Source organism: Hephaestia sp. MAHUQ-44 (assembly GCF_023806085.1).
Classification (GTDB): domain Bacteria; phylum Pseudomonadota; class Alphaproteobacteria; order Sphingomonadales; family Sphingomonadaceae; genus Sphingomonas.
The window spans coordinates 313,688-336,869 of record NZ_JAMSLX010000001.1 but is presented as its reverse complement, the minus strand read 5'-3'; the positions used below and the strand labels follow the sequence as shown (position 1 = coordinate 336,869).

Annotated in this window: 26 protein-coding genes; 11 read left to right on the top strand and 15 right to left on the bottom strand. The window is 67.5% G+C overall.

The features are described from left to right. From crcB to NFE57_RS01555, 6 genes are read left to right on the top strand one after another with little or no spacing between them, the layout of a single operon-like run. Entirely contained in the window at window positions 1-378 is a 378-nt protein-coding gene (crcB, locus tag NFE57_RS01580; protein WP_252133799.1) for a fluoride efflux transporter CrcB, read from the top strand. Beyond that, complete coding sequence (locus NFE57_RS01575) at window positions 375-1,466, top strand: RluA family pseudouridine synthase (protein WP_252133798.1); 1,092 nt, start codon at window positions 375-377, stop codon at window positions 1,464-1,466. The genes crcB and NFE57_RS01575 overlap by 4 nt, the downstream gene beginning before the upstream one ends. Next, window positions 1,466-2,062 carry an FMN-binding negative transcriptional regulator gene (locus tag NFE57_RS01570; protein WP_252133797.1) on the top strand — a complete coding sequence of 199 codons (597 nt, stop codon included), beginning with the start codon at window positions 1,466-1,468 and terminating at the stop codon, window positions 2,060-2,062. Before NFE57_RS01575 ends, NFE57_RS01570 begins: the two co-directional genes overlap by 1 nt. Next, window positions 2,059-2,718: an HAD-IA family hydrolase gene (locus NFE57_RS01565; RefSeq protein ID WP_252133796.1), complete on the top strand. Its 660-nt coding sequence runs from the start codon at window positions 2,059-2,061 to the stop codon at window positions 2,716-2,718. Before NFE57_RS01570 ends, NFE57_RS01565 begins: the two co-directional genes overlap by 4 nt. Next, window positions 2,715-2,942, top strand: coding sequence for a hypothetical protein (locus NFE57_RS01560; RefSeq protein WP_252133795.1), 228 nt, complete (start codon window positions 2,715-2,717; stop codon window positions 2,940-2,942). The genes NFE57_RS01565 and NFE57_RS01560 overlap by 4 nt, the downstream gene beginning before the upstream one ends. Beyond that, window positions 2,939-3,619, top strand: a complete 681-nt coding sequence (locus NFE57_RS01555) for an ATP12 family chaperone protein (RefSeq protein WP_252133794.1) — start codon at window positions 2,939-2,941, stop codon at window positions 3,617-3,619. Before NFE57_RS01560 ends, NFE57_RS01555 begins: the two co-directional genes overlap by 4 nt. Window positions 3,620-3,771: 152 nt before the next feature. Here the strand turns inward: NFE57_RS01555 and gmk are convergent, their stop codons facing one another. Continuing rightward, window positions 3,772-4,440, bottom strand: a complete 669-nt coding sequence (gene gmk, locus NFE57_RS01550) for a guanylate kinase (RefSeq protein WP_252133908.1) — start codon at window positions 4,438-4,440, stop codon at window positions 3,772-3,774. Window positions 4,441-4,575: 135 nt separating this feature from the next. On the opposite strand from gmk, the gene NFE57_RS01545 reads away from it, so the two are divergent. Continuing rightward, window positions 4,576-4,971: a hypothetical protein gene (locus NFE57_RS01545; protein WP_252133793.1), complete on the top strand. Its 396-nt coding sequence runs from the start codon at window positions 4,576-4,578 to the stop codon at window positions 4,969-4,971. Window positions 4,972-5,034: 63 nt separating this feature from the next. Continuing rightward, window positions 5,035-6,915, top strand: coding sequence for a S9 family peptidase (locus NFE57_RS01540; protein WP_252133792.1), 1,881 nt, complete (start codon window positions 5,035-5,037; stop codon window positions 6,913-6,915). Window positions 6,916-6,936: 21 nt separating this feature from the next. Here the strand turns inward: NFE57_RS01540 and NFE57_RS01535 are convergent, their stop codons facing one another. Both NFE57_RS01535 and NFE57_RS01530 read right to left on the bottom strand, forming a co-directional pair. After that, on the bottom strand, window positions 6,937-7,947 hold the full coding sequence (locus NFE57_RS01535; protein WP_382279179.1) for a cell wall hydrolase: 1,011 nt from the start codon (window positions 7,945-7,947) through the stop codon (window positions 6,937-6,939). 87 nt (window positions 7,948-8,034) lie between these two features. Beyond that, window positions 8,035-8,229, bottom strand: coding sequence for a hypothetical protein (locus tag NFE57_RS01530; protein WP_252133791.1), 195 nt, complete (start codon window positions 8,227-8,229; stop codon window positions 8,035-8,037). Between the two features lie 166 nt (window positions 8,230-8,395). Between NFE57_RS01530 and NFE57_RS01525 the strand changes: the two genes are divergently transcribed. Next, window positions 8,396-8,827 carry a hypothetical protein gene (locus NFE57_RS01525; protein WP_252133790.1) on the top strand — a complete coding sequence of 144 codons (432 nt, stop codon included), beginning with the start codon at window positions 8,396-8,398 and terminating at the stop codon, window positions 8,825-8,827. A gap of 401 nt (window positions 8,828-9,228) precedes the next feature. Here the strand turns inward: NFE57_RS01525 and NFE57_RS01520 are convergent, their stop codons facing one another. The 3 genes from NFE57_RS01520 to tgt all read right to left on the bottom strand — a co-directional run bounded on the left by NFE57_RS01520 (window position 9,229) and on the right by tgt (window position 13,609). Beyond that, on the bottom strand, window positions 9,229-12,072 hold the full coding sequence (locus NFE57_RS01520; RefSeq protein WP_252133789.1) for a M16 family metallopeptidase: 2,844 nt from the start codon (window positions 12,070-12,072) through the stop codon (window positions 9,229-9,231). 80 nt (window positions 12,073-12,152) lie between these two features. Beyond that, window positions 12,153-12,359, bottom strand: coding sequence for a hypothetical protein (locus NFE57_RS01515; protein ID WP_252133788.1), 207 nt, complete (start codon window positions 12,357-12,359; stop codon window positions 12,153-12,155). Window positions 12,360-12,481: 122 nt separating this feature from the next. Then, complete coding sequence (tgt, locus tag NFE57_RS01510; protein WP_252133787.1) at window positions 12,482-13,609, bottom strand: tRNA guanosine(34) transglycosylase Tgt; 1,128 nt, start codon at window positions 13,607-13,609, stop codon at window positions 12,482-12,484. A gap of 30 nt (window positions 13,610-13,639) precedes the next feature. Here tgt and NFE57_RS01505 point away from each other — a divergent pair, with 30 nt between their 5' ends. Continuing rightward, window positions 13,640-13,984: a cupin domain-containing protein gene (locus tag NFE57_RS01505; protein ID WP_252133786.1), complete on the top strand. Its 345-nt coding sequence runs from the start codon at window positions 13,640-13,642 to the stop codon at window positions 13,982-13,984. A gap of 7 nt (window positions 13,985-13,991) precedes the next feature. On the opposite strand, the gene NFE57_RS01500 is transcribed toward NFE57_RS01505, so the two are convergent. The 6 genes from NFE57_RS01500 to NFE57_RS01475 form a co-directional block, all read right to left on the bottom strand. Then, the gene (locus NFE57_RS01500; RefSeq protein ID WP_252133785.1) at window positions 13,992-14,480 is read right to left on the bottom strand and encodes an EF-hand domain-containing protein; all 489 of its coding nucleotides are present in this window, start codon (window positions 14,478-14,480) and stop codon (window positions 13,992-13,994) included. Between the two features lies 1 nt (window position 14,481). Continuing rightward, window positions 14,482-15,516: a tRNA preQ1(34) S-adenosylmethionine ribosyltransferase-isomerase QueA gene (queA, locus tag NFE57_RS01495; protein ID WP_252133784.1), complete on the bottom strand. Its 1,035-nt coding sequence runs from the start codon at window positions 15,514-15,516 to the stop codon at window positions 14,482-14,484. A gap of 15 nt (window positions 15,517-15,531) precedes the next feature. Next, window positions 15,532-16,242: a peptidylprolyl isomerase gene (locus tag NFE57_RS01490; RefSeq protein ID WP_252133783.1), complete on the bottom strand. Its 711-nt coding sequence runs from the start codon at window positions 16,240-16,242 to the stop codon at window positions 15,532-15,534. A gap of 85 nt (window positions 16,243-16,327) precedes the next feature. Next, complete coding sequence (gene coaD / locus NFE57_RS01485; protein ID WP_252133782.1) at window positions 16,328-16,834, bottom strand: pantetheine-phosphate adenylyltransferase; 507 nt, start codon at window positions 16,832-16,834, stop codon at window positions 16,328-16,330. A gap of 25 nt (window positions 16,835-16,859) precedes the next feature. Further along, window positions 16,860-17,777, bottom strand: a complete 918-nt coding sequence (locus tag NFE57_RS01480) for a polyprenyl synthetase family protein (protein ID WP_252133781.1) — start codon at window positions 17,775-17,777, stop codon at window positions 16,860-16,862. After that, a complete protein-coding gene (locus NFE57_RS01475; protein ID WP_252133780.1) occupies window positions 17,767-18,012 on the bottom strand; it encodes an exodeoxyribonuclease VII small subunit in 246 nt (81 codons plus the stop codon). The genes NFE57_RS01480 and NFE57_RS01475 overlap by 11 nt, the downstream gene beginning before the upstream one ends. 90 nt (window positions 18,013-18,102) lie before the next feature. Here NFE57_RS01475 and NFE57_RS01470 point away from each other — a divergent pair, with 90 nt between their 5' ends. Beyond that, entirely contained in the window at window positions 18,103-19,461 is a 1,359-nt protein-coding gene (locus tag NFE57_RS01470) for an NAD-dependent succinate-semialdehyde dehydrogenase (RefSeq protein ID WP_252133779.1), read from the top strand. A gap of 16 nt (window positions 19,462-19,477) precedes the next feature. Here NFE57_RS01470 and NFE57_RS01465 read toward each other — a convergent pair whose 3' ends face one another. The 3 genes from NFE57_RS01465 to NFE57_RS01455 form a co-directional block, all read right to left on the bottom strand. After that, window positions 19,478-21,166 carry an AMP-binding protein gene (locus NFE57_RS01465; RefSeq protein WP_252133778.1) on the bottom strand — a complete coding sequence of 563 codons (1,689 nt, stop codon included), beginning with the start codon at window positions 21,164-21,166 and terminating at the stop codon, window positions 19,478-19,480. Window positions 21,167-21,203: 37 nt separating this feature from the next. Then, window positions 21,204-21,407 carry a hypothetical protein gene (locus NFE57_RS01460; RefSeq protein WP_252133777.1) on the bottom strand — a complete coding sequence of 68 codons (204 nt, stop codon included), beginning with the start codon at window positions 21,405-21,407 and terminating at the stop codon, window positions 21,204-21,206. A gap of 68 nt (window positions 21,408-21,475) precedes the next feature. Continuing rightward, a complete protein-coding gene (locus NFE57_RS01455) occupies window positions 21,476-23,131 on the bottom strand; it encodes a GGDEF domain-containing protein (RefSeq protein WP_252133776.1) in 1,656 nt (551 codons plus the stop codon). Window positions 23,132-23,182 lie beyond the last annotated feature (51 nt).

Genomic DNA, 23,182 nt, shown 5'->3' with positions numbered 1-23,182 from the left:
ATGCTTGCGTTTCTCCTTGTCATTCTGGGCGGTGCCCTGGGTGCCGGTGCCCGCCATCTCGTCGGCAGGTGGACCCTCCACGCCTTCGGGCCGGGCTATCCATGGGGAATCCTGACGGTCAATCTGGTCGGCGGCTTCGTCATGGGGTTGCTGGTCGGGGTGCTCGCGCGCCAGTCGATCGGCCATGAGAATCTGCGCCTGTTCATGGGCGTCGGCGTGCTCGGCGGCTTTACGACCTTCTCCTCTTTCTCGCTCGACGTGGTGACGATGATCGAGCGCGGCGATTGGAGTGTCGCGCTGGGTTATGTGCTGGTGTCGGTGATCGGTTCGGTATTGGCGCTGTTCGGGGGGCTCGCGGTGACGCGGGCGTTTGCATGAGCGCCGACGAGGTCCGCCAGTTCAAGGTCTCGGCCGACGACGACGGCATCAGGCTCGATCGCTGGTTCAAGCGCCATATGGCCGAGGCGACCTATACCGTCGTCGCCAAATGGGCCCGCACCGGCCAGCTTCGGGTGGACGGCAACCGCGCGACGCCGGGCGATCGCCTGCAGGCGGGGCAGACGCTCCGCGTGCCCCCGCTCGAACCCGCCAGGGCCGCGATCGCCAGGCCCAGGCGCGAGCGTCCGCCGCTCAGCGATGACCAGATCGCCTTCATGCGCGAGCTTGTCATCCACCGCGATGCGCAGGCGATCGTCATCAACAAGCCGGCGGGGCTGGCGACGCAGGGCGGCACCAAGACGCACGACCATGTCGACGGCCTGCTCGACGCGCTTACCTTCGACGCCGAAAGCCGGCCCAAGCTCGTCCACCGGCTCGACAAGGATACCAGCGGTGCGCTGCTGCTCGCGCGCACGTCGCGCGCCGCCGCCTTCTTCGCCAAGAGCTTTTCGGGGCGCACCGCGCGCAAGGTCTATTGGGCGCTGATCGTCGGCGTCCCCGGCATCGAAGACGGCTTCATCGATCTGCCGATCGCCAAGCAACCCGGCACCGGCGGCGAGAAGATGCACGTCGATGAAGAAAGTGGGCAGGCCGCGCGTACCCGCTACCGCGTGATCGAACGCGCCGGCAATCGCGCCGCCTGGGTCGAGTTGCAGCCGCTTACCGGGCGCACCCACCAGTTGCGCGTCCATATGGCGGCGATCGGCCATCCGATCGTCGGCGACGGCAAATATGGCGGGCAGGCGGCGTTCCTCACCGGGGGCGTCAGCCGCAAGATGCACCTTCACGCGCGCCGCATCCGTATCGACCATCCCGATGGCGGGCAGGTCGACGTCACCGCGCCACTGCCCGCGCATGTCGCCGAAAGCATGGGGTTGCTCGGCTTCGACGTTGCGCTGGGAGATGCCTTGCCGCTCGCCGACGACGCGCCGCCGCCCACCCGCGCGATCAAGAAAGCGCAGGCCAAGGCCCATGCCAAGCAGGTGCGCAAGGAACGGCGGGGCGAGCGCGGCCGCCGGCGCGGCTGATGCACCCGAACGGCAGCTTTCGCTGGGAAGATCGCGCGGCGATGCGCGCGCTCGTCGAGCAGGTGGCGTTCGGGGCGCTGTTCGCCGCTACCCCCGATGGCCCGCGCGTCGCGCACCTTCCGGTGACGTGGGATGGCGACGATCTGACCTTCCACCTCGCGCGCGGCAATGCGCTCACCCGCCATCTCGACGGTGCCACCGGCCTGTTCGTGATCAACGGTCCCGATGCCTATGTCAGCCCCGATCATTACGGGCTCGATACCGATCAGGTGCCGACGTGGAATTATGTCGCGGTCGAACTCGAGGGCAGGGTCTCGCCACTCGATCGCGATGGCCTGATCGCGCAACTCGATGCGCTCGCCTTGGCCCATGAGGCGCGGCTGGCGCCCAAGCCCGCGTGGAGCCGCGACAAGATGGAACGCGCCGCGTTCGAGGCGCTGCTGCGCGGGATCAAGGGCTTCCGCCTCCGCATCCAGGCGTGGCGCGGCACGATCAAGCTCAACCAGAACAAGCCCGAATCGGCGCGATTGGCGGCTGCCGATGCGCTCGATGCGCAGGGCCGCCGCGCGATCGCGCACTGGATGCGCCAGTTATGAACCGGCTCGCGATCTTCGATTGCGACGGCACGCTCGTCGACAGCCAGATCAATATCTGTCGCTCGGTCGAGCAGGCCTTTGCCGCGCACCGCATCGCGCCGCCGCCGCGCGTGGCGATCCGCCGCATCGTCGGGCTGAGCCTGATCGAGGCGATGGCGGTGCTGCTGCCCGAGGCGCAGGCCGACGATCACATCCGCCTTGCCGAAACCTACAAGCACATTTTCTCCACGCTGCGCGCCAATGGCGGACTCGCTGAGGAACCGTTGTTCGATGGCGTGGCCGAGGCGCTCGATGTGCTTGAGGCCGAGGGCTGGTTGTTGGGCGTCGCGACCGGCAAGTCCGATCGCGGACTCGCGCATATCCTCGCCACGCACGGCCTGTCGGCGCGCTTCGTCACGCTCCAGACCGCCGATCGCCACCCGTCCAAGCCGCATCCGTCGATGCTCGAGGCCGCGATCGCCGAGGCGGGGGCGGCGCCCGACACCAGCGTGATGATCGGCGATACCAGCTTCGACATGGCGATGGCGCGCGCCGCGGGAACGCGTGCGGTGGGCGTCGCCTGGGGCTATCATGCGCGCGACGAACTCACCGCTGCCGGCGCGCATGCGATCGCCGAGACCGCGGCGCACCTGGCGCCGTGCATGGAGGCAGCATGACCGACCCGGCCGATCCCCGAACCGCCCGCAACCGCTATTTCGCGATGACGGCGACGCGCATCGCGGGTGCGATGGGGGCGGTGTTCGGCGTGGTGCTGCTCGCGCGCGCGCACGCCTGGCCGCAAAAGGCGCTCGGTGCCGCCATCGTCCTCGCCGCGCTCTACATGATCGCAACCGTGCCGCGCGCGCTCGCGCATCGCTGGCGCAGCGGCGGCGATCGATGAAGCGCTTCTGGAAAGAGGTACAGGTCGTCGACGGCGGCGTCGCGCTCGATGGCCGCCCGATTCGCACGCCGGGCCGCGCGCCGCTGGTGCTGCCCACCCCCGCGCTGGCCGAGGCGGTCGCCGGCGAATGGCGCGGCGTGGCCGAGACGGTCGATCCGCGCGCGATGCCGCTCACCGGGCTGGCCAATGCGGCGATTGATCGCATCGCGGGCGATCCGGCGCGCTTCGCCGACGGGCTGGCGCGCTACGGCGAGAGCGATCTGCTCTGCTATCGCGCCGAATCGCCGCCCGATCTGGTCGCGCGGCAGGCGGTGTCATGGGGCCCGTTGCTCGCCTGGGCGCAGTGCCGCTACGACGTGCATTTCGAGATTGTCACCGGCGTCATCCACCGCGCCCAGCCCGAGGCGACGATCACGCGGCTCGCCGATGCGGTGGCCGCGCGGACGCCGTTCGAGCTGGCCGGGCTGTCGCCGATCGTCACCGTCTCGGGCTCGCTCGTCGCCGCGCTGGCGCTGTTCGAGGGCGCCGCCGATGCCGATAGCGTCTGGACGGCGGCGCAGATCGACGAGCAATGGCAGGCCGAGCAATGGGGCGAGGACGACCTCGCCGCGCGCGCACGCGCCGCCCACCGTGCCGAATTCGATGCCGGTGTGCGCTTCCTCGGATTGCTACGCTAGAGCCGGATTCAGCTTTGCTGAATCCGGGCGCGGCCCCGGCCCTCTCCCCCACCCCTCCTCCCAAGACATTATCCTGACTGAGAGGAGGGGTGGGGGAGAGGGCCGGGGCCGCTTCCACGTCAGTGGATCAACCTCTAGATTGCGGCGCCCGCTTACCGGACGAGCTTGCGGATAAACCCGATCAGCCCGGTCTGGCGCGACCGCTTGAGCCGCTCGGCCTCGAGGATCGTGCAGACGTTGGTGAAGCACTCCTCGACATCATCGTTGACGAGCACATATTCGTAGCCGTCCCAGTGGCTCACCTCGTTGGCGGCGCGCTGCATCCGGGCGTCGATCACCTCGATCGTGTCGGTCGCGCGCTTGAGCAGCCGCTGGTGAAGCTCCTCCATCGAGGGCGGCAGGATGAAGGTGCGCACCACGTCGCCGCCGGCGATCTGGAACAATTGCTGCGCGCCCTGCCAATCGATGTCGAACAGCACGTCCTTGCCCTCGGCGAGCATCTTTTCGACCGGCGCGCGCGGCGTGCCGTAGCGATGGCCGAAGACATGCGCCCATTCGAGAAATTCGCCATCGGCGGTCATGCGCCGGAATTCCTCGAGATCGACGAAATGGTAATCCTTGCCGTCGACTTCGCCGGGGCGCATCGGCCGCGTCGTCGCCGATACCGACACGCCGAGTTCGGCATGCGCGGCGAGCAGCTTGCGCGCGATGGTCGATTTGCCCGCGCCCGAGGGCGAGGACAGGACGAACAGGACGCCGCGACGCTTGAAGCCGTGCGGATCGGACTGGGGCTGGAGCGGGGGCGGGGGCGGCGGTGTCATGCCGCGCAACTGGCGCGGGCAATGGGGGTTCGTCAAGCACCCCGGCCCTATTGCGCTATCTTTGGCCGAGACGGGGTGTTATATATGAATAACACGCCACTCCGATGCCGGGCATCGGATCTGAAGGACGCCGAGATGGGCAAGACGAAGAAAACCAAGCTGCCGAAGCAGATCGCCGGGGTCAAAATCCCCAAGAAACTCCGCAAGAAGGGCGGCAAGCTGCTCGCTGCGCTCGACACCCCCGTGGGGCGCGATCTGGCGGCGGCCGGGCTGATGGCGGCGATCGCGGCGTTCGCGCGCCGCAAGCACGCGGCGGCCGAGCCGACGGCCACGCCCGAACCCGAATCCGATAAGGTGCAGGACGAGCGGTCCGATCGCGATCCGCACGCTGCAGGCGCGCAATTCGCGAGCGCTGCCGCCGGGGTCGCCGCTGTCGCGCTCGATCGCTGGCTCAAGCACAAACAGTGTCAGCCGTCGTCCCCGCCCGCTGCCGCCACCGATCCGGCGCCCCCCGGCACCACCGCGCATTGAATTTTTCCGGCGTCGCGCGCGGCTATGCTATCGAGCGATTCTGTCTGAATCGGAGGGCTTCTCATGCGCTTGCCGCTCGCCTTGCTTCTTGTGTCGATCGCCACCCCCGCGCTGGCCGCGACGCATCAATATGGCGATCTCGCGATCTCGCCCGATGGCACCACGCTGGCGACAATCGAGACCAACGCGAAAACCGGCACGGCGATCACCCTGCGCGACGCCCGCGACGGCCGCATCCTGCGCACGATCGATCCGTGCGCGGCGTGCAGCTATGCTGATCCTACCTTCGGCCCCGATGGTACGGTGGCGTTCCTGATGCGCGACGGCGGTGTCACCCGGCTCGAAACCGTGAAGGGCAATCGGGCGGCGACGCTCGCCACGATCAACGGCATCGCGGCCACCCCGCGTTTCTCGCCCGATGGGCAGCGAATCGCGCTGCTGGTCACGATCGGCGCGCGGAAAGAGGCGGGGGCGACGCAGGCAGGGGTGCGCCAGGTCGGCGAGATCGGCGAGCATTATGACGAGCAGCGGCTGGCGATCTTCGATGTCGGCGCCAGCATCGCCGCCGGCGCCGTCACGCCGCCCGATCGCTATATCTACGAATATGATTGGGCGCCCGACGGCCGCAGCCTCGTCGTCACCAGCGCGGTCGGCAATGGCGACGCCAATTGGTGGGTGGCGACGCTCGACGCGGTCGATGCCGTCACCGGCGCGGTGCGCACCATCGCCAGGCCGACGACCCAGCTCAACCAGCCGCGCGTCTCGCCCGATGGTGCGTCGGTCGCCTATATCGGCGGACTGATGAGCGATTTCGGCTCGATCGGCGGTGATGTCTACACCGTGCCGTTCGCGGGGGGCACGCCCACCAACCTCACCAAAGGGTCGACGACCACCAACGTGTCGATGGATTGGCTGCCGAGCGGCATCCATACCGTCGCGCTCGCCGCCGAAACGCTCGAACTCAATACGCTCGATGCCACCGGCGCGCCGACCACCGGCTGGCGCAGGATGGCAAGCTTTGCCGCGGGCGACGGCAAGGTGGCCTATAGTGCCGACGGCAAGACCATCGCCACCGTGGTGCAGGATTTCACCCACGCGCCGGCCATCTTCGCGGGCAGCGCCGCCGGCCCCCGGCAGATCACCCACGATAACGATGGAATCGCGCCGGCGATGGAGGCGCGCAGCATCCGCTGGAAGAACGAACATTACGACGTGCAAGGGTGGCTGCTCGCGCCGATCGGTGCCGATCCGGCCACCAGGGCGCCGATGATCACGATCGTCCACGGCGGCCCGGCAGCGGCGAGCATGCCGCGCTTCGCCGCCGCGGGCACGACGATCGACTTGCTGCGCAAGGGCTATTGGCTGTTTCTGCCCAATCCGCGCGGCAGCTACGGGCAGGGGGCGGCGTTCGTGCAGGCCAACCGGCGCGATTTCGGCGGCGGCGATCTGCGCGATATCCTGACCGGGATCGACGCGGTCGAGCAGCAGGCGCCGATCGACGGCGGCCGGCTCGGGTTGATGGGCGGCAGCTATGGCGGCTTCATGGCGATGTGGGCCAACACGCAGACCGATCGCTTCAAGGCGATCGTGGCGGGGGCGGGGCTGTCCAACTGGGTCAGTTACTATGGCACCAACGGCATCAACACCTGGATGCTGCCCTTTTTCGGCAAGCCGCTCTACGAGGATTATGAGGCCTATCGCCGCGTCTCGGCGGTCAATTACGTCAGGAACGCCAAGACGCCGACCTTCATCTATGTCGGCGAGCGCGACATCGAAGTGCCGCCGACGCAATCGCTCGAATGGTGGCATGCGCTCAAGGACCAGGGCGTGCCGACCACGCTGGTGATCTACGAAGGCGAAGGCCATGGCATCCGCGATCCCGATCACGCCGGCGATATGCGCGACCGCACGATCGCATGGTTCGATAAATATCTGGCGAAATAGCCTTGCGATATGACGGCGAGGTTATTGCAGCGGCTTGCCCGTGTCTTTCCAGCGATCGAGCATCGGGCTTTGCGGTAGCCTGTCCTGCTGCGCGGTGCGCGCGGCGAGCGCGCCCCGCAGCGCGCCGCTATCGGCATAAGCCGGCTGGACCATCGCAAGCGCCGCCGGCTCGGCTTTAACCGGGCTCGGTATGGCGGCACTGGCGTTCGCGGCGGGCGCGTGCGACGCCCCGGCGAGCGTCGGCGTTGACAGCGGGGGTGTGTCGGGGCGCGTGTGCGGCCCCGGCAGCGGTTCGCCGCCGATATAGGGCTGGTTGAACGCGGCGGGCGTGCCCCACCAGCCGCGCCAGCGATGGAAAAAATGAGCGCCGATCGCGTCGGTCATCACCAATTGCCGGTTCCACACCGGGGTCACCGCATAGGTATGGTAATGCGTCGCCAGCCCGACCGGCGCAAAGACATAGCCCCCCAGCGCAGCCGAGGCGATGTCGAGCGCCTTGATCCAGGCGGCGCGTGTTGGCGTGCGCGCCATCGCGCCATCGCACGCGAAGCTGAACTGACAGCCGCTGGTGCGCGCCGAACCCTGAAAGACGACGCCGCATACCGTTGCCGGGAAGGCGGGATGGCGGACACGGTTGAGTACCACTTGCGCCACCGCGCGCTGCCCGGCATCGCTCTCCGACGCGGCCTCGTAGTAGATCGCGTCGGCAAGGCAGGTGAGCGCGCGCGATCGATCGATCGGGCTTGCCGCCGCCATCGAAAAAGCGCGTGCGGGCAGCACCGAGCCGTCGCCCAGACTGGCATCGAGGGGAATCGGCAGGTCGGGGAGTGTGGTGGTGCCGGTGGTGCCGGGCGCGGGTGCCGCAGCGTCGGTAGCGACGGGGGCTGAGGGGCTGATCGAGGCGGTCGCCGCGGGGTGCGCCGCGATCGCGCGGAGGGCGCCATGCGCCGATACCCCCGCGCAGATCAGGAAACCGACACAGGCCAATGCCAGTTCGCGGGCGTGTTTGTGGTTGATAAGACGCGCGATCACGCGATGGCGCATAGCGCAAAACCCGCGGCGCGATCAGACCCCATCTCGAACTGTCCCCGCGCGGGACGAAAGGTGGTTGTCTCAATGTTAGGGATGCTTCTCCGGGGCGTCGAGCGCCCGCAACGCGATCATCGCGGTCAGATCGTGGCGCTCCATCGATAAGGCGATGAAACGGTCGACCGCGCGCCACAGCGCGGGCATGAGGATGACGCCGCGTTCGTCGGCGGGGTCGAACCCGATCAGCCCTGCAGCGTCGGCTGCGGCAAGCGTGCGGGCGCACATGCGCGCGTGAGACCGCGAAACGCCGGGCAAGCTCGGCTACGGGAATCCGGGCGATGCCGTCCTCGGCCTGCGTGGCGGCATCGCCGAGAGCCGCGAGGATCAGGAACCCCGCCGTGCGTTTGCCGAACAGGATGATTGCGGGATTGCTTAGCAATGCCCCTGCCGAATGCGGGATCGTGCCGCCGGCGGCACGGCGTTGCTCACGCTGGAAATCGGGATCGCGCGCCAGCGGTCGGTGATAGGCCGGATCGTCGGGAAACAGCAGGGCCAACGGCGTATAGTGCAGCGCCAGCCATTCGCGGTCGTGCGCGATCATCGGGGCACACGGCACCAGCAGTCGCACCCGTCGATCGTCGGGCGCGGTTTCGGTGCGCAGATAGCCGACCTGGACAAGGCGCGCGACCAGCGCTTCGATTCGGCGCGGGCTGCTCAACCCATAGGCCCGAAGCGCGCGTTTGAGATTCGCCAATGTCGGCCGCGATGCGCGCTCGCCGGGTTGGTACCGGGCGTGGAGGCTGACGATCAGATTGAACAGGACGACACGCGCGGCCTCGCCCATCATCTGGCTCAAAAAGGGCTGATCGCTGTAAAGCTCTGATAATTGAGCAATATATGCGTTGCGCGCCGGTGCGAATTGCGGGTGTGCAAGAAAATGTCGCGCCCGCCGGAACGGCACGCCGCTCACGGGGTCGCTGACGCGCCCGGTGCCCATGGTGATTGTCCCCCCAGATCAATCGGCTTCAGGCCGCGCAGAATAAGCGCGTAAATTGATTTACGCAAAAATGACCATTCGTTACGGCGACGATATGGGCGACAAGGCCCAATCGGTGCAGAGCATTGGGGGGAGCCCTCTGCCACCGCACCGTGCCGGCGCCGTCATGGCGCGCGGGAGCTGGGCTCCTGCGCGACGGGGGGGAACCCGGATCGTGTTGCGACCCGCGATCTTCGGCGCCGGCACCAGTGGCGGTCTGCTGCGCCGCCACTCGCGCCTCGCCTCGATTATTTCAGCACCGGCTGGTCCAGGTCGAGCGCGCTCGACGGGATCAGCTCGAGATCGGGATAGGTCTTGCGCAGATCGCCGATGAACTGCTTCGAATCGCCCACCACGACGATGCTCGCTCCCTTGGGGGCGAACAGCTCGGCCGCCGCGGCCTGAACCGCAGCCGGGCTGACTCCGGTGATGTCACTCGAATAGGTTTTGAGCTCGGCCAGCGGCACGCCCTCCTCGATATAATCACCAAGGATGCCGGCGATGCCATCGGTCGTCTCCACCGCGCGCCCGAAATCGCCGACCAGCACTGCCTTGCGCGTGTCGAGTTCGGCGGCAGTGGCGGGTGCGGCGCCCAGTTTCGCCATCTCGGCGACGATCAGCGAGACGACCTCGGCCGCCGACGGGTTCTTGGTCTGCGTGCCCGCCTTGAACGGCGCGACGGCGCGGCGGTCGGGAATCTGGCTGCTGGCGCCATAGGAAAGCCCGCGCTTGATGCGGATTTCCTGGTTGAGCCGCGACGAGAAACCCACGCCCAGGGTCGCGTTGGCGACCTGTGCGGCGTAAAAGCGGCTGTCACTGCGCGCGATCGCGGGGCGGCCGACGACGATCCCGGCCTGTCCGGCATCGGGAAAATCGACCACGACGACCTTCGGCGCGGGCGGGGCCGCGGTGGTCGGCGTGGCCCGGGTCGGGCGCGCGGTTGCCTTCCAGTCGCCGAATTGACGTTCGGTCAGCATCCTGGCCGCGTCGGGCGTGATATCGCCGACCAGTACCAGCGCGACCTCGTCGGGGCGCCAGCTCGTGGCATAAGCGGTGGTGATGTCGTCGCGCACGATCGCCGGGAGCGACGTCGGCGTGCCGCCAAGGACATGACCATAAGGCTGCGCGCCGAAGATCGCCCGATTCGCGACCAGCCCGGCGAGCGCCATCGGATCGGTCATCTGGAGATTGGCGGCGTCGACCGCCTGCGCGCGGGCGCGGTCGATCTCGTCGGCGGCGAAGGCGGGGTTGCGCGTCACGTCGGCAAGGATGCCGAGCGCGGGCGCCAGTTGGTCGGATTTGATCGTGACGGTCACCGACGAACCGTCCCAATCGGCGCTGCTCGCGATCGCGCCGCCGAGCGATTCGATCTGGCTGGCGATATCGGTCGCCGAGCGTGTGGCTGTGCCCTTGGTCATCAACCCGGCGGTCAGGCTGGCGAGCCCTGCCCGGCCCATCGGATCGAGCGCAGCGCCGCCGCCGCTCACCACCGTGGCCGTGACGAGCGGCAGATCGTGCTTCGCAACCGTGATCAGCCGCATCCCGTTGGCGAGCCGGGTCTCGACCGGCGTCGGCACGGTAACCGGCACCGGCCTGCCCGGTGCGGGCGGCAGCACGCGCGCGCTGTCGGAGGCAGGGGTCACGATCCTGATGTCGGCGGGGGCGGCGAGCGGCGCAGTGACGACGCTGGCGGGCACCGATACGGTATCGCCCTTGGCGCCGGCGGGCGCGCTCTCGGCGGGCAGATAGCGGATCGCAGCCGAATGCTCGTCGGCAAGATAGATCCTGGCGACGCGCTGGATATCGGCGGCCGTCACCTGAGCGATCGCGGCGAGTTGCTTGTCGGCCGCGCGCGGATCACCGTCGATGATCACCGATGCGGCGAGCACATTGGCCTTGCCCGCGGCGGTCTCGCGGCTCTGGATCGCCGCAGTCAGAAGCTCGTTCTTGGCCTCGGCGAGTTCAGCGGCGGTGACGGGCGCGTCGCGCAGCCGCGCGACTTCCTTGCGCAGCGCCGCTTCGCCGTCGGCGGCGTCCTTGCCGCCGGCCATGATCGCATAGAGCGCGAGCGCGCCGGTCTGCTGCTTGCTGTCAAGATAGGTATCCGCCGATTGTGCGATCTGATCGCGATAGACGAGATCGTGATAGAGCCGCGAACTCTCGCCCTTGGAAAGGATCGCATCGAGCACGCTGAGCGCGGGCATGTCGGGGCTGTTGTCGGGCGGCAGCGGATAGCTGATCAGTACCGCGGGCAGCGGGGTGTTGGGCTCGTACACCGTATAATGCGCCGCCCTGGTGCGCGCCGGCTCGCTGACGGTGACGCGCGGGATCGGCCGGTCGGGCCGGGCGATCGGCGCGAAATACTGGTCGATCCACTGGTCGAGCTGGGCGGGGTCGAAATTGCCCGCGACCACCAGGATCGCATTGTCGGGCCGGTAATAGGTGGCATGGAAGGCGCGGACATCGTCGATCGATGCGGCTTCGAGATCCTCGATACTGCCGATGCCCGGCCGCGCATAAGGATGTTTGCTGTACGAGATTTGCGGGAAATAAACGTAGAACAACTTGCCATAAGGCTGTGCGAGCACGCGCAGCCGCAATTCCTCTTTCACCACATCGCGTTCGGAGGCGAAGCTGGTCGGCTCGACCACCAGGCTCGCCATCCGATCGGCCTCGGCGAACAGCAGGCGTTGCAGATGGTTGGCCGGGACCACTTCGTAATAATTGGTATAATCGTCATTGGTGGAGGCGTTGTTATAACCGCCGACATCCTCGGTCAGCCGGTCGAGTTGCTCGGGGACGAGGTTGCGCGTCGCCTTGAACATCAGATGTTCGAACATGTGGGCGAAGCCCGAGCGCCCTTGCGGATCGTCCTTCGAGCCCACGTCGTACCAAACGTTGATCGAGACATTGGCGGTTGCGGGATCGTGGATCGCATAGACGCGCAGGCCGTTGGCGAGCGTGCGTTCGGTAAAGGCGATCGGCTTGACCGAGGAACTGGCGGCAGGGGCGCTCGCCGGTGCGGCGGTCTGCGCCTGGACGGCAAACGGCAGCGCGGCGGCGCCGAGCAACAGGGCGGCACGGAATAGCATCAAAGGGCTCCCCAAGGCGAACGGTTGATGCCTTGTGGTGCGCTGCGCGATCGCGCTGTGTCAACCGACTAGGACAGCCGTTATTTCTTCCTGTCGCGATTCCGGCCCGCATACAGGAAGGCGGCGGTGAGCGCGGCCGAGCCGATCCCGATCCCGATCGAGGCGATCGGCCAGCGACGGCGCTTCTGATGCGCCTCCTTGGCCGAGGCGGCGGCTTCGTCATGCGCGCGCGCATCGCGTGCCGCGGCGGTGATCTCGTTGGGACAATCCGGATTGCTGTCGGTCAAGCTATGCGTCCGATCTGGGGGATGGAAGGGCGGGTCAACGCATCGGCGGGCGCCGATATCCGTAATCTCAGGTCAAGGCGTCCTCGGCAATGGTTGTCTCTATTCGCCGCGTCATCGTCCGATCACGCATGGCCATGATAGCGCGCCCGGAAATCATCGGCAAAGGTTGAGAGCTGTCCGTCGGCGATCGCGGCGCGCAGATCGGCCATCAGCGCTTCGTAGAACCAGATATTGTGCTCGGTCATCAGCATCGCGCCGAGAATTTCGCCCGCGCGGACGAGATGGTGGAGATAGGCGCGGCTCCATCCGCCACACACCGGGCAGCCGCATGTCGGATCGAGCGGGCCCTGATCCTCGCCGAAGCGCGCGTTGCGGATGTTGATCGGCCCTGCACGGGTAAAGGCCTGCCCGGTGCGACCCGATCGGGTGGGGAGCACGCAATCGAACATGTCGATCCCGCGCTCGACGCTGCCGACGATGTCGTCGGGCTTGCCGACCCCCATCAGATAGCGCGGTTTGTCGGCGGGCAGTTGCTGCGGCGCATAATCGAGGCAGCCGAACATCGCTTCCTGCCCCTCGCCGACCGCGAGCCCGCCTACCGCATAGCCGTCGAAACCGATGTGGATCAGCGCGTCGGCCGACGCCTTGCGCAACCCTTCGTCGAGCGCGCCCTGCTGGATGCCGAAGATCGCATTGTGCTCGGCATGGCCTTCGCCGGTATCGAACGCCGCGCGGCTGCGCTTGGCCCAGCGCATCGATCGCTCCATCGCGGCGGCCTGCACCTCGCGCGTCGCGGTGGTGGGGACGAGTTCGTCGAACGCCATGACGATGTTCGAGCCGAGCAGCCGCTGGATCTCGATCGAGCGTTCGGGGCTGAGCAGGTGTCGCGACCCATCGAGGTGCGATTTGAACGCGACACCGTCTTCGGAGCGCTTGGTGAGATCGGCGAGGCTCATCACCTGATAGCCGCCGCTGTCGGTCAGGATCGGGCGCTCCCAGCCCATGAAATCGTGCAGGCCGCCCAGCCGGTGGACGCGCTCGGCACCGGGGCGCAGCATCAGATGATAGGTGTTGCCGAGGATGATGTCGGCGCCTGCGGCGTGCACGTCGGCGGGCTTCATCGCCTTGACGGTGGCGGCGGTGCCGACCGGCATGAAGGCGGGCGTGCGGATCACCCCGCGTTCCATCGTGATGGCGCCGGTGCGCGCGGCGCCGTCGGTGGCGTGGATGGCAAAATCAAAGCGAGGCATGGTGTCGCGCTCTTGCCGTGGAAGGTCGGGATGCGCAACGGTGTGACGATGAACGATGCGCCCGCCAACCTGTTTGCCCCGCTGCCCTCCGCCAGTGCGGGCGAGGTTTTCACCGATCTGCTGTCGCGCCCCGGCGTGCGGCTCGAACGAATCGTGTCCCAAGGACAAGCGACCCCCGTCGATGCACCGATGGTGCAGGAAACCGACGAATGGGTGCTGTTGCTGGGCGGCACCGCGCGGCTCAGGCTCGGCGATGCCCCGGAACTATCGCTGGGGGCTGGCGATCATGTGTTCATCGCCGCGGGCACGCCGCATTGGGTGACGCACACCAGCAGCGCCCCGCCGGCAATCTGGCTCGCGCTTCACCTCGGTTGAGCGCGGCTCAGCGGCGTTTGCGCTGGCGATCGAACCCGCCCGGCCGGATCGTCAGCAGCTCGGACCGGATCAGCACGCCGTCGCGATCGCGGTCGAGCCGGTCGAAGATCGTGTCGATCTTGGCGGTCAGTTCGGCGAGCGTGATGCGGTTGTCATGGTCGGTGTCGGTCTCGAACGGGCTCGGCAGCGCGTTGCGATCGCCGAGATACCGCTCGGCCCAGTCCGAATAAGCGATATAGCCAAGCGAGCCCGCGCCTGCCGTATCGATGCTCGCAAAGCTCCTGGCGAGGCACGCGCGCGCCTCGTCGCGCGTGACGCGGGCGTCGCCATCGGCGTCGCACGCCGCGAGCATCATCGCCACCGGTTCGACCACCATCGTCGAAATCGGCGGCTGGCCCAGTGGGGTGACATAGGGAATTTCGCCCGCCTGCGGCGTGGTCTGCGCGCCCGCGGGAAGCGCGAGGGCAAGCAGCGGAAGCGCGAGCAGCAAACGCATATCAGGTCCTTTCAGGGAGCAGCAGCGACGCATCCCCATAACTGTAGAACCGATAGCCGGTTTCGATGGCATGGGCATAGGCCGCCTGCATCCGCTCGCGCCCCATCAGCGCCGAGACCAGCATGAACAGCGTCGATCGCGGCAGATGGAAATTGGTCATCAGCCCGTCGATCCCGCGAAACCGATAGCCCGGCGTGATGAAGATCGCGGTGTCGCCCTCGAACGGCCGGATGACATTGTCCTCGCCCGTCGCGCTCTCGATCACGCGCAGGCTGGTCGTGCCGACCGCGATGACGCGGTTTCCGCCCGCGCGCACGGCGTTGAGCCGGTCGGCGGTCGCCGCATCGAGCCGACCCCATTCGGCGTGCATCCTGTGGTCGTCGGTATCGTCGGTCTTGACCGGCAGGAAGGTGCCCGCGCCGACGTGGAGCGTTAGCGTGGTGTGGCCGATCCCGGCCGCCGCCAGCGCGTCGATCAGCCGGGGGGTGAAATGGAGCGCGGCGGTGGGCGCGGCAACGGCGCCGGCCTCGCGCGCGAACATCGTCTGGTAATCTTCGGCATCGCGCGCGTCGGTGGCGCGCTTGCCGGCGATATAGGGCGGCAGCGGCATCTGCCCGGCGCGGGTCAGCAGCAGTTCGACCGGCTCGTCGCCCGCGAAGCTGAGCGCGAAGCTGCCGTCCTCGGCGCGGTCGCTGGCAATCGCCGATACATCATGGCCAAAATCGATTCGATCACCGTCGTGCAGCCGCTTGGCGTTGCGGATGAACGCGCGCCAGCGGCGCGGGCCCTCGCGCTTGTGGAGCGTCGCACCGATCGTTGCGGCACCGCGCCTGCCTTCGAGCTGGGCGGGAATGACGCGCGTATCGTTGAACACCAGCAGATCGCCCGGCCGCAGCATCTGCGGCAATGCGCCGACATGGGTGTCGCGCGTTCCGGCACCGTCGAGCACGAGCATTCGCGCCGCATCGCGCGGGACCGCCGGCCGCAGCGCGATCCGTTCGGACGGAAGTTCGAAATCGAAAAGATCGACCTTCATCGGGCCCCATGGCCCCTATTTGCCGGCGGGCCTGGCCGCCGTGTTCGCAGGCCGCGCGCCCGGCAGCACTGTTGGCGCTTCGGTCGGGGCCGGTGCCGTGGGCTGGTAAGCGGGCGGATTGTCGGCGGCGATATAGGCGTGGAGGATGCGGCCCGGCTCCGCCGGCGGTTCGCCGCGCGGCAGCGCGTCGACATAGCCCATGCCCTCGATCACGCGGCCGAACACCGTATAATCCTTGTCGAGCTGAAGCTTGGGCTGGAAGACGATGAAGAACTGGCTGTTGGCCGAATCTTCCGCCTTCTTGCGCGTTTCCGGATCGGCATTGGGGGCCGATCCCTGTCGTGCGGCCGCCACCGCGCCGCGCACGTGCGGCAGATAATTGAACTCGGCGGGCACGTCGGGCAGGTCCGATCCGCCGGTGCCGTCGCCCTTGGGATCGCCGGCCTGCGCCATGAAGCCTTCGATCACGCGGTGGAAGGTGATGCCGTCATAGAAATGCTGTCGGGTCAGCGTCTTGATCCGCTCGACCATCTTGGGCGCGACATCGGGGCGTAGCCAGATCTTGACGCGGCCGCCGGTCGACAGGTCGAGCACCCAGATGTTTTCGGGGTCGGTAGGCGACGCCGCTGGGGCGCGGCCCGGCACCTGGACGTCGATCACCTGTGCCGCCGCGGGCAGCGCGAACACGGCGCCGACGAGCGCGATCAGACTGAAGATGAAACGCATGCACACCCCGTGGGAAGCCGATGGGCGGTGCGCTTAAACCAAAACGCCGCTTGCGCCAATCTGAACATCATCGCCGGGCCTGACCCTAGCTGCCCTTGCGGCCGATCGTGTCGACGCGTGCCATCACCTCGTCTTTGACCGCGGGCGTCACGAACTTGCGGATCTCGCCCCCAAACAGCGCGATCTCCTTCACCAGGCGACTCGCAATCGGCTGCAACGCGACATCGGCCATCAGGAACACCGTCTCGATCCGGTTGTTGAGCGCCTGGTTCATCCCCGCCATCTGATATTCATATTCGAAATCCGCGACCGCGCGCAGCCCGCGCACGATGATCGACGCGCCCTCGCGCTCGGCGAAGTCCATCAGCAGCGAATCGAAACTGACGACGTGGATCTCGCCCGCGATCCCCGCCACCTCGCGCTGCACCATCTCCATCCGTTCCGCGACCGAGAACATGGGGTTCTTCGACGGATTGGTGGTGACGCCGATGACCAGCCGGTCGACGAGTTTCGCGCCGCGGCGGATGATGTCCATATGGCCGAGCGTGATCGGATCGAAAGTGCCGGGATAGACACCGGTACGGATGGTCATGCTTCGTCCTTTTCAGCGAGGAGGGTCACCGGTCACGTTCGAGTACGTAGCGGGCGATGTCACGCAGGATATCGGCTTCGGTGCCGTGGCCGCGCAGATGCGCGATCGCCTGATCGACGAGCAGCGCCGCCTGCGCGCGCGCGCGATCGACACCCAGCAGCGTCAGGAAGGTTTCCTTGCCCCGCGTACCGTCCTTGCGCAGCTTCTTGCCCGCGGTGTCCTCGTCGCCGGTGGCATCGATCAGATCGTCGGTAATCTGGAACGCCAGCCCGATGTCGCGCGCATAGCCGCGCAAGGGGGTGCGCGCCTCGGGCGGCACCCGCCCCAGGATCATGCCGGCTTCGACCGCCGCGCCGATCAGCGCGCCGGTCTTCATCGCCTGAAGCCGCGTCACCGTCGCGAGATCGAAGCGTGCGCGTTCGGCCTCGATGTCCATCGCCTGCCCGCCCGCCATGCCGGCTGGACCGGCCGCCCGCGCGAGCGCCAGTACCAGTTCGGCGCGCACGAACGGATCGGGATGCGTTTCGGGATCGGCGAGCAGCTCGAACGCCAGCGTGTGGAGGCTGTCGCCGGCCAGAATCGCGGTTGCCTCGTCGAACGCCTTGTGGAGCGTGGGCTTGCCGTGGCGAAGGGCGTCGTCGTCCATCGCGGGCAGATCGTCATGGATCAGCGAATAGACATGGACGCATTCGATGCCGAGGCCGACGCGCACCGCGACCTCGCGGTCGACCCCGTAAAGCGTAGCGACCGCGGTAACGAGCAAGGGCCGCAGCCGCTTGCCGCCGCCGATCGTCGCGTAGCGCATCGCGCGATAGAGCGCGGCGCGCGGATCGTCGGGAACGCCGAGCACCGTCTCGAACGCGGCGTCGATTTCTTCACGGACGCGCGCCATCGCCGATCGGAGCGCGAGCGACGCTTCGGCCACAATCGTGTCAGCCGGCATCGAAGGGCTGGGTGCCCGTCGGTCGCCCCTCGGCATCGAGCCGAATCGCCTCGATCCGCGCCTGTGCGGCGTCGAGCCGATCGGTGCAGCGGCGGCGCAGCTTGTTGCCGCGCTCATAGAGGTCGATCGCCTCCTGAAGCGGCGTCTCCCCACTTTCGAGCTTCGAGACGATCGTCTCGAGCTCGCGCAGGGCTTCTTCGAAGCTCAGATCTTCAATCGGTCGGTCGGCGGTCATGGATCGTGCTATGCGGCAGCCGGGCGAGAAGGGTCAAGGATACGTGCGCGCCCGCGCCGCGTTGAAGAACGAATCGAGGAGCAGCCTTCCATGTTGACGAGCATCAACCCGGCGACCGGCGACACGATCGCGACCCATGAGATCCTCACCGACGCGGCGATCGAGAACCGCCTTGCGCGGGCCCACGCTGCGTTCGCGCAGTGGCGCGTCACCGATTATGCGACCCGCACCGCGCTGCTCGGCCGAATCGCCGATGCGTTCGAGGCCGACAAGCACGCGCTCGCGGAAATCGCCACGCGCGAAATGGGCAAGACGCTCAAGAGCGCGATCGCCGAGGTCGAGAAATGCGCCGCCGCGTTCCGTCATTATGCGGCTCACGGGCCGGGGATGCTGGCGGATCGCCGCATCGACATCGCAAGTGGCACCGCGACCGCGCACTGGCTGCCGATGGGGCCGGTGCTCGCGGTGATGCCGTGGAATTTTCCCTATTGGCAGGTCGTCCGCTTCGTCGCGCCGACGATCATGGCGGGCAATGTCGGGCTGCTCAAGCACGCGTCGAACGTGCAAGGGGTCGCGGCGGCACTGGAAGCGACGCTCCTCAAGGCCGGCGCGCCCGCCGGGCTGTTCCAGAACCTCGCGATCCCGAGTGCGAAGGTGGCCGGTATCATCGCCGACGACCGCATCGTCGCGGTGACGCTGACGGGGAGCGAGGGCGCTGGCATGGCGGTCGCCGCCGCGGCGGGCAAGGCGCTCAAGAAGGTCGTGCTCGAACTCGGCGGATCGGATCCGTTCATCGTCATGCCCTCGGCCGATCTCGACAAGGCTGCGGCGACGGCGGTGACGGCACGCATCCAGAACACCGGCCAATCGTGCATCTGCGCCAAGCGGATGATCGTCCACGCCGAGGTCTACGATGCCTTCATGGCGCAATTCACCGCGGGCATGAAGGCGGTTGAAACGGGCGATCCGTTCGACGCGGCGACCGATATGGGGCCGCTGTCGAGCGAGGCGCAGCGCCAGACCGTGGTCGACCAATTGAAGCAATTGACCAGGGCGGGCGCGCGGCTGCTGTTCGGCGGCGAGGCACTGCCCGGCAAGGGTGCCTATATGTCCGCGGGCATATTGGTCGACGTGCCGTTCGACGACAGGATTGCGCACGAGGAATTGTTCGGGCCCGTCGCGATGGTGTTCAAGGTTGCCGATATCGACGCGGCGATTCGACTCGCCAATGACGTTCCCTTCGGGTTGGGATCGAGTGTGTGGACCAACGACGCGGCCGAAAAGAAGCGCTTCGTCCGCGACATCGCCGCCGGCATGACCGCGATCAACCAGATGCTCGCGAGTTCGCCTGCCGCGCCGTTCGGCGGCGTCAAACGCTCGGGCCACGGCCGCGAACTGGGGCCGTATGGGCTCCACGAATTCATGAATCTGAAGACAGTGGTCGAATAATCAGCCGTGGAAGGGATCACCCCTCGGCCATCACCTCGGCGATCAGATCCTTGCGGCTCAATTTGCCGACCATCGTCTTGGGCAGCGCGGTGCGGATCACGACCTGATCGACCCGCTCGTGCTTGCCGAGCTGGGGGTTGAGCCAGGCCGCGAGTGCTTCGGGTGTTGCGGTGGCGCCATCGTCCAGCGTCACATAGGCGCGCGGATGCTCGCCGCGATAGGTATCGGGCAGGCCGATCACGAGCGCCTCCTTCACCGCCGGGTGCCGATAGAGCACGGCCTCGATCTGGCTCGGGAATACCTTGAACCCGCCGACTGCGATCATGTCTTTGAGACGATCGACGATGCGGATGAAGCCATCGTCGTCGATCGCGCCGACATCGCCGGTACGCAGCCAGCGCGTGCCTTCGGCATCGGTGATGAACACGTCGGCATCGGCATCGGGCCGGTTCCAATAGCCGAGCATGATCTGCGGCCCCGCGGCGACGATCTCGCCGGGCTCGCCCTCGGGGGGCGGCCGATGCGGGTCGTCCTTGTCGACCAGCCGGACGCGGGTACCGGGAAGCGGCTGGCCGATCGTCCCCGATTTGCCCGCGCCTTCATACGGGTTGCACGAGATCACCCCGGAGCTTTCCGACAGCCCATAGCCCTCGACCAATTGCGCGCCGGTCGTCGCCTCGAATTTCGCTTTAAGCTCCGCCGCCAGCGGCGCGCCGCCCGAGACGCACACGCGCAGATGCGTGAAATCGGTGTCGCCCACCTTGGGATCGTCGAGCAGCGCCTGGTACATCGTCGGCACCCCCGGCAGCGCGGTCGCGGCGGTGCGGCCGAGCGCGGCGAGCACCTGCCCGGCGTGGAAGCGCGGCAACAGCACCATGCAGCCGCGATTGGCGACGGTGCGGTTGAGCACGCAGGTATTGGCGAACACATGGAACAGCGGCAGCACGCCGAGAATCCGGTCTTCGGTGCCGGGCAGCGGATCGAGCCCGATCACCTGCCGCGCATTGGCGGTCAGATTCTGATGGGTGAGCATCGCGCCCTTGGGGGTGCCGGTGGTGCCGCCGGTATATTGGATCAGCGCGATCGTCCGCTCGGGAACGATCTCGGGCTTCTCGTATGCGCCGTCATTGCGGATCAGCGCCGAAAAAGCGGTGATGCGCGCATCGTCGGGGCGTTTGGCGACCTCCTTGCCGCGAAACAGGCGATAGAAAAGCGACTTTGTCGGCGGCAGCGCCCCGGCGATCGACCCGACGACGAGGCGTTCGAGCCCCGAGCTGTCGAGCACTTGAAGCGCGGTCGGCAACAGCGCCGTCGCCGACAGGGTGAACAGCACCTTGGTGCCCGAATCGGCGACCTGATGCGCCAGCTCCTGCGCGGTGTAGAGCGGCGAGAAATTGACCACCGTCGCGCCGAGCTTGAGGATGCCGTAATAGGCCGCGACGTAATGCGGGACGTTGGGCAGGAACAGCCCGATCCGGTCGCCGGGGCCGTAGCCGAGCGCCTGCAGCCCGGCGGCGACGCGGTTGGCGCCGTCGAGCGTCTCGGCGTAGCTATAGGTTCGCCCGAGGAAATCGATCAGCGGCTGCTGCCTTGCTTCCGTGGCGGCGGCATCGAACAGCTCGACCATCGATTGGGGGGTAAAACGCGTATCCCATGGCATGGGATGACGATAAGCGGTGCGCCAGGCGCGCTCGGGATCGTTCATGGGAACAGGGTTAGGCACACCGCCCACGCCGTGCAAGTCAGCGCGCGTTTCCGAGATGGTCGATCGTCCAGGTAAACAGCAGCGCGCCTGCGGTGGTGCCGAGATCGACCACCGCCTGGACCTGAACGGCATCGCTTTCGGACGGCATGGTCGCGCTCAACCGCACCTGCGGCGCGTGCCGGATGCCGAGCACGAGCAGCAGCGCGACGATCACCGCCAATCCGATCCTGCGCTCGCGCATCAACCCTCCTTCGCGTCGGGCGCAAGAATACAGGTTTCGGGTATCGACGACAAGCGATCGCGGGCTCGTCAGGCCGCGAAAACGATCGAATAGGCGGCGCGGGCGCGATCGCGGCCGTCGGATTTGGCGTCGAGCAACGCGCGGTCGGCGGCGCGATAGAGCTGTTGCCAGTCGGGCTCGGTAAGCAATGGTCCGTCGCTGGCGCCGATGCTCGCGGTGATGGTGAGGTCGAACGGCATCCGTTCGATGCGCAGCCGCGCGAGGATATGTTCGGGCGCGGGCCCGGCATCGGCATCGCTCAGGATCGCGAATTCCTCGCCCCCCATCCGCGCGATCAGCGTGCCTTCGAGCGCTGTCAGGCGCAGAACGCGCGCGAAGCGACACAGCACCTCGTCGCCGCCGTCATGCCCGATCGTGTCGTTGACGCGCTTGAAATAGTCGAGATCGGCCAGCAGCAGCCGCTGGTTGCCGACGCGGCCGATCGCCTCGCGCAGGAAAGCCCGGCGGTTGAGCAGGCCGGTCAGCGGATCGGTATCGGCCAGCGTGCGCGTCGCGACCTCCTGCCGGATCGCGGCGTCGCGCTCGCGGCTCAGCAGGCGGATGCGATAGGCGATGGCAAGGCTCGACAGCAGCGCCTCCGCGGCCATCGCCGCCAGCGTGGAATTGTCGATCCAGAAGCTCCATTCGATCAGATCGAGACCGTTGGCGACGCGCGCGCCGGCCAGCGCGATCGGCACCGCCCAGGCCAACGCGAACAGCCACAGATAGCGGCTCCCGGTTCGCCATGCCCGCCACATCACCGCGCCGGCGAACAGCAGCAGGCCGACAAAGGCGAGGACATAAAGTTGATCGAGCAAGGTGATCCGCCATGGCGCGAGCACGAGAAAGAGCAGCGCGCTGCCCATCAGCGCGGCGATTGTTGCTTTGCACGCGCGCACCATCGCCGGCGAAAAGACCCGAGGCTCGAAAAAGCTGCGCGCGAACGCGACTGAGCATGCCGCCGACAGCGCGAGCAGCAGATAGTTGATCCGCAACCGATCGTTGTTGAGAATATCGGGGAAGGTCCAGGCCAGCGCGCCCGACGACGAATAGCTGTACGCCAGCAGCGCCGCCATCATCGCGCAATAAGCGAGCTGGAACCGATGCCGCAGCGCCCCCCATAGCGCCAGATTGTAGACGAACAGTGCGATGCACAGCCCCGCGAACCCTGCGTAGAGGGCGGCCATATGGACGTTCGATTCGGCGCTTTCGGTGGCCGTCGCGACGCGCGGATCGAGGAGGATTCCGCGCAGGTTCGCGGCTCCCTCGACATGCCAGAGCAGCCGTATCACCGGCACGCCGACGCGCATCGGCAACCGCTGGGTGATGATTGCGCCGAGCTGGAGGCCGTGGGTCGCATCGTGGCCATCGGTGACAACCCGCACGATCGCGCCATCGGTGTAGAGCGCGTAGAGCGTCACCCGGTCTTGCCAAAGGCTGGCGAGGCGGACGTCGAGCGCCTGATCGGAGACGGCGAGCGGTTGTGACAATATCCAGAACGTGCCTGCCCCCCAATCGGTCTGGCGGCGGGTGCAATCGAACTGGTCCGGGCTGGCGAACAGCGCCCGCGGCGACATGCCCGGCGCCGCGCGCGTCACGCAGGTATCGATCGGGATGCCCGCATTGCCCGTCTGCGCGTGGGCACTGCCTGCGCCGAGCAACAGCGACGCGAACAGGAGCGCCAATGCGCAGATAAGCCGAGCCGCCGACATCGCAGCAACCTAGTCCCGAGATCG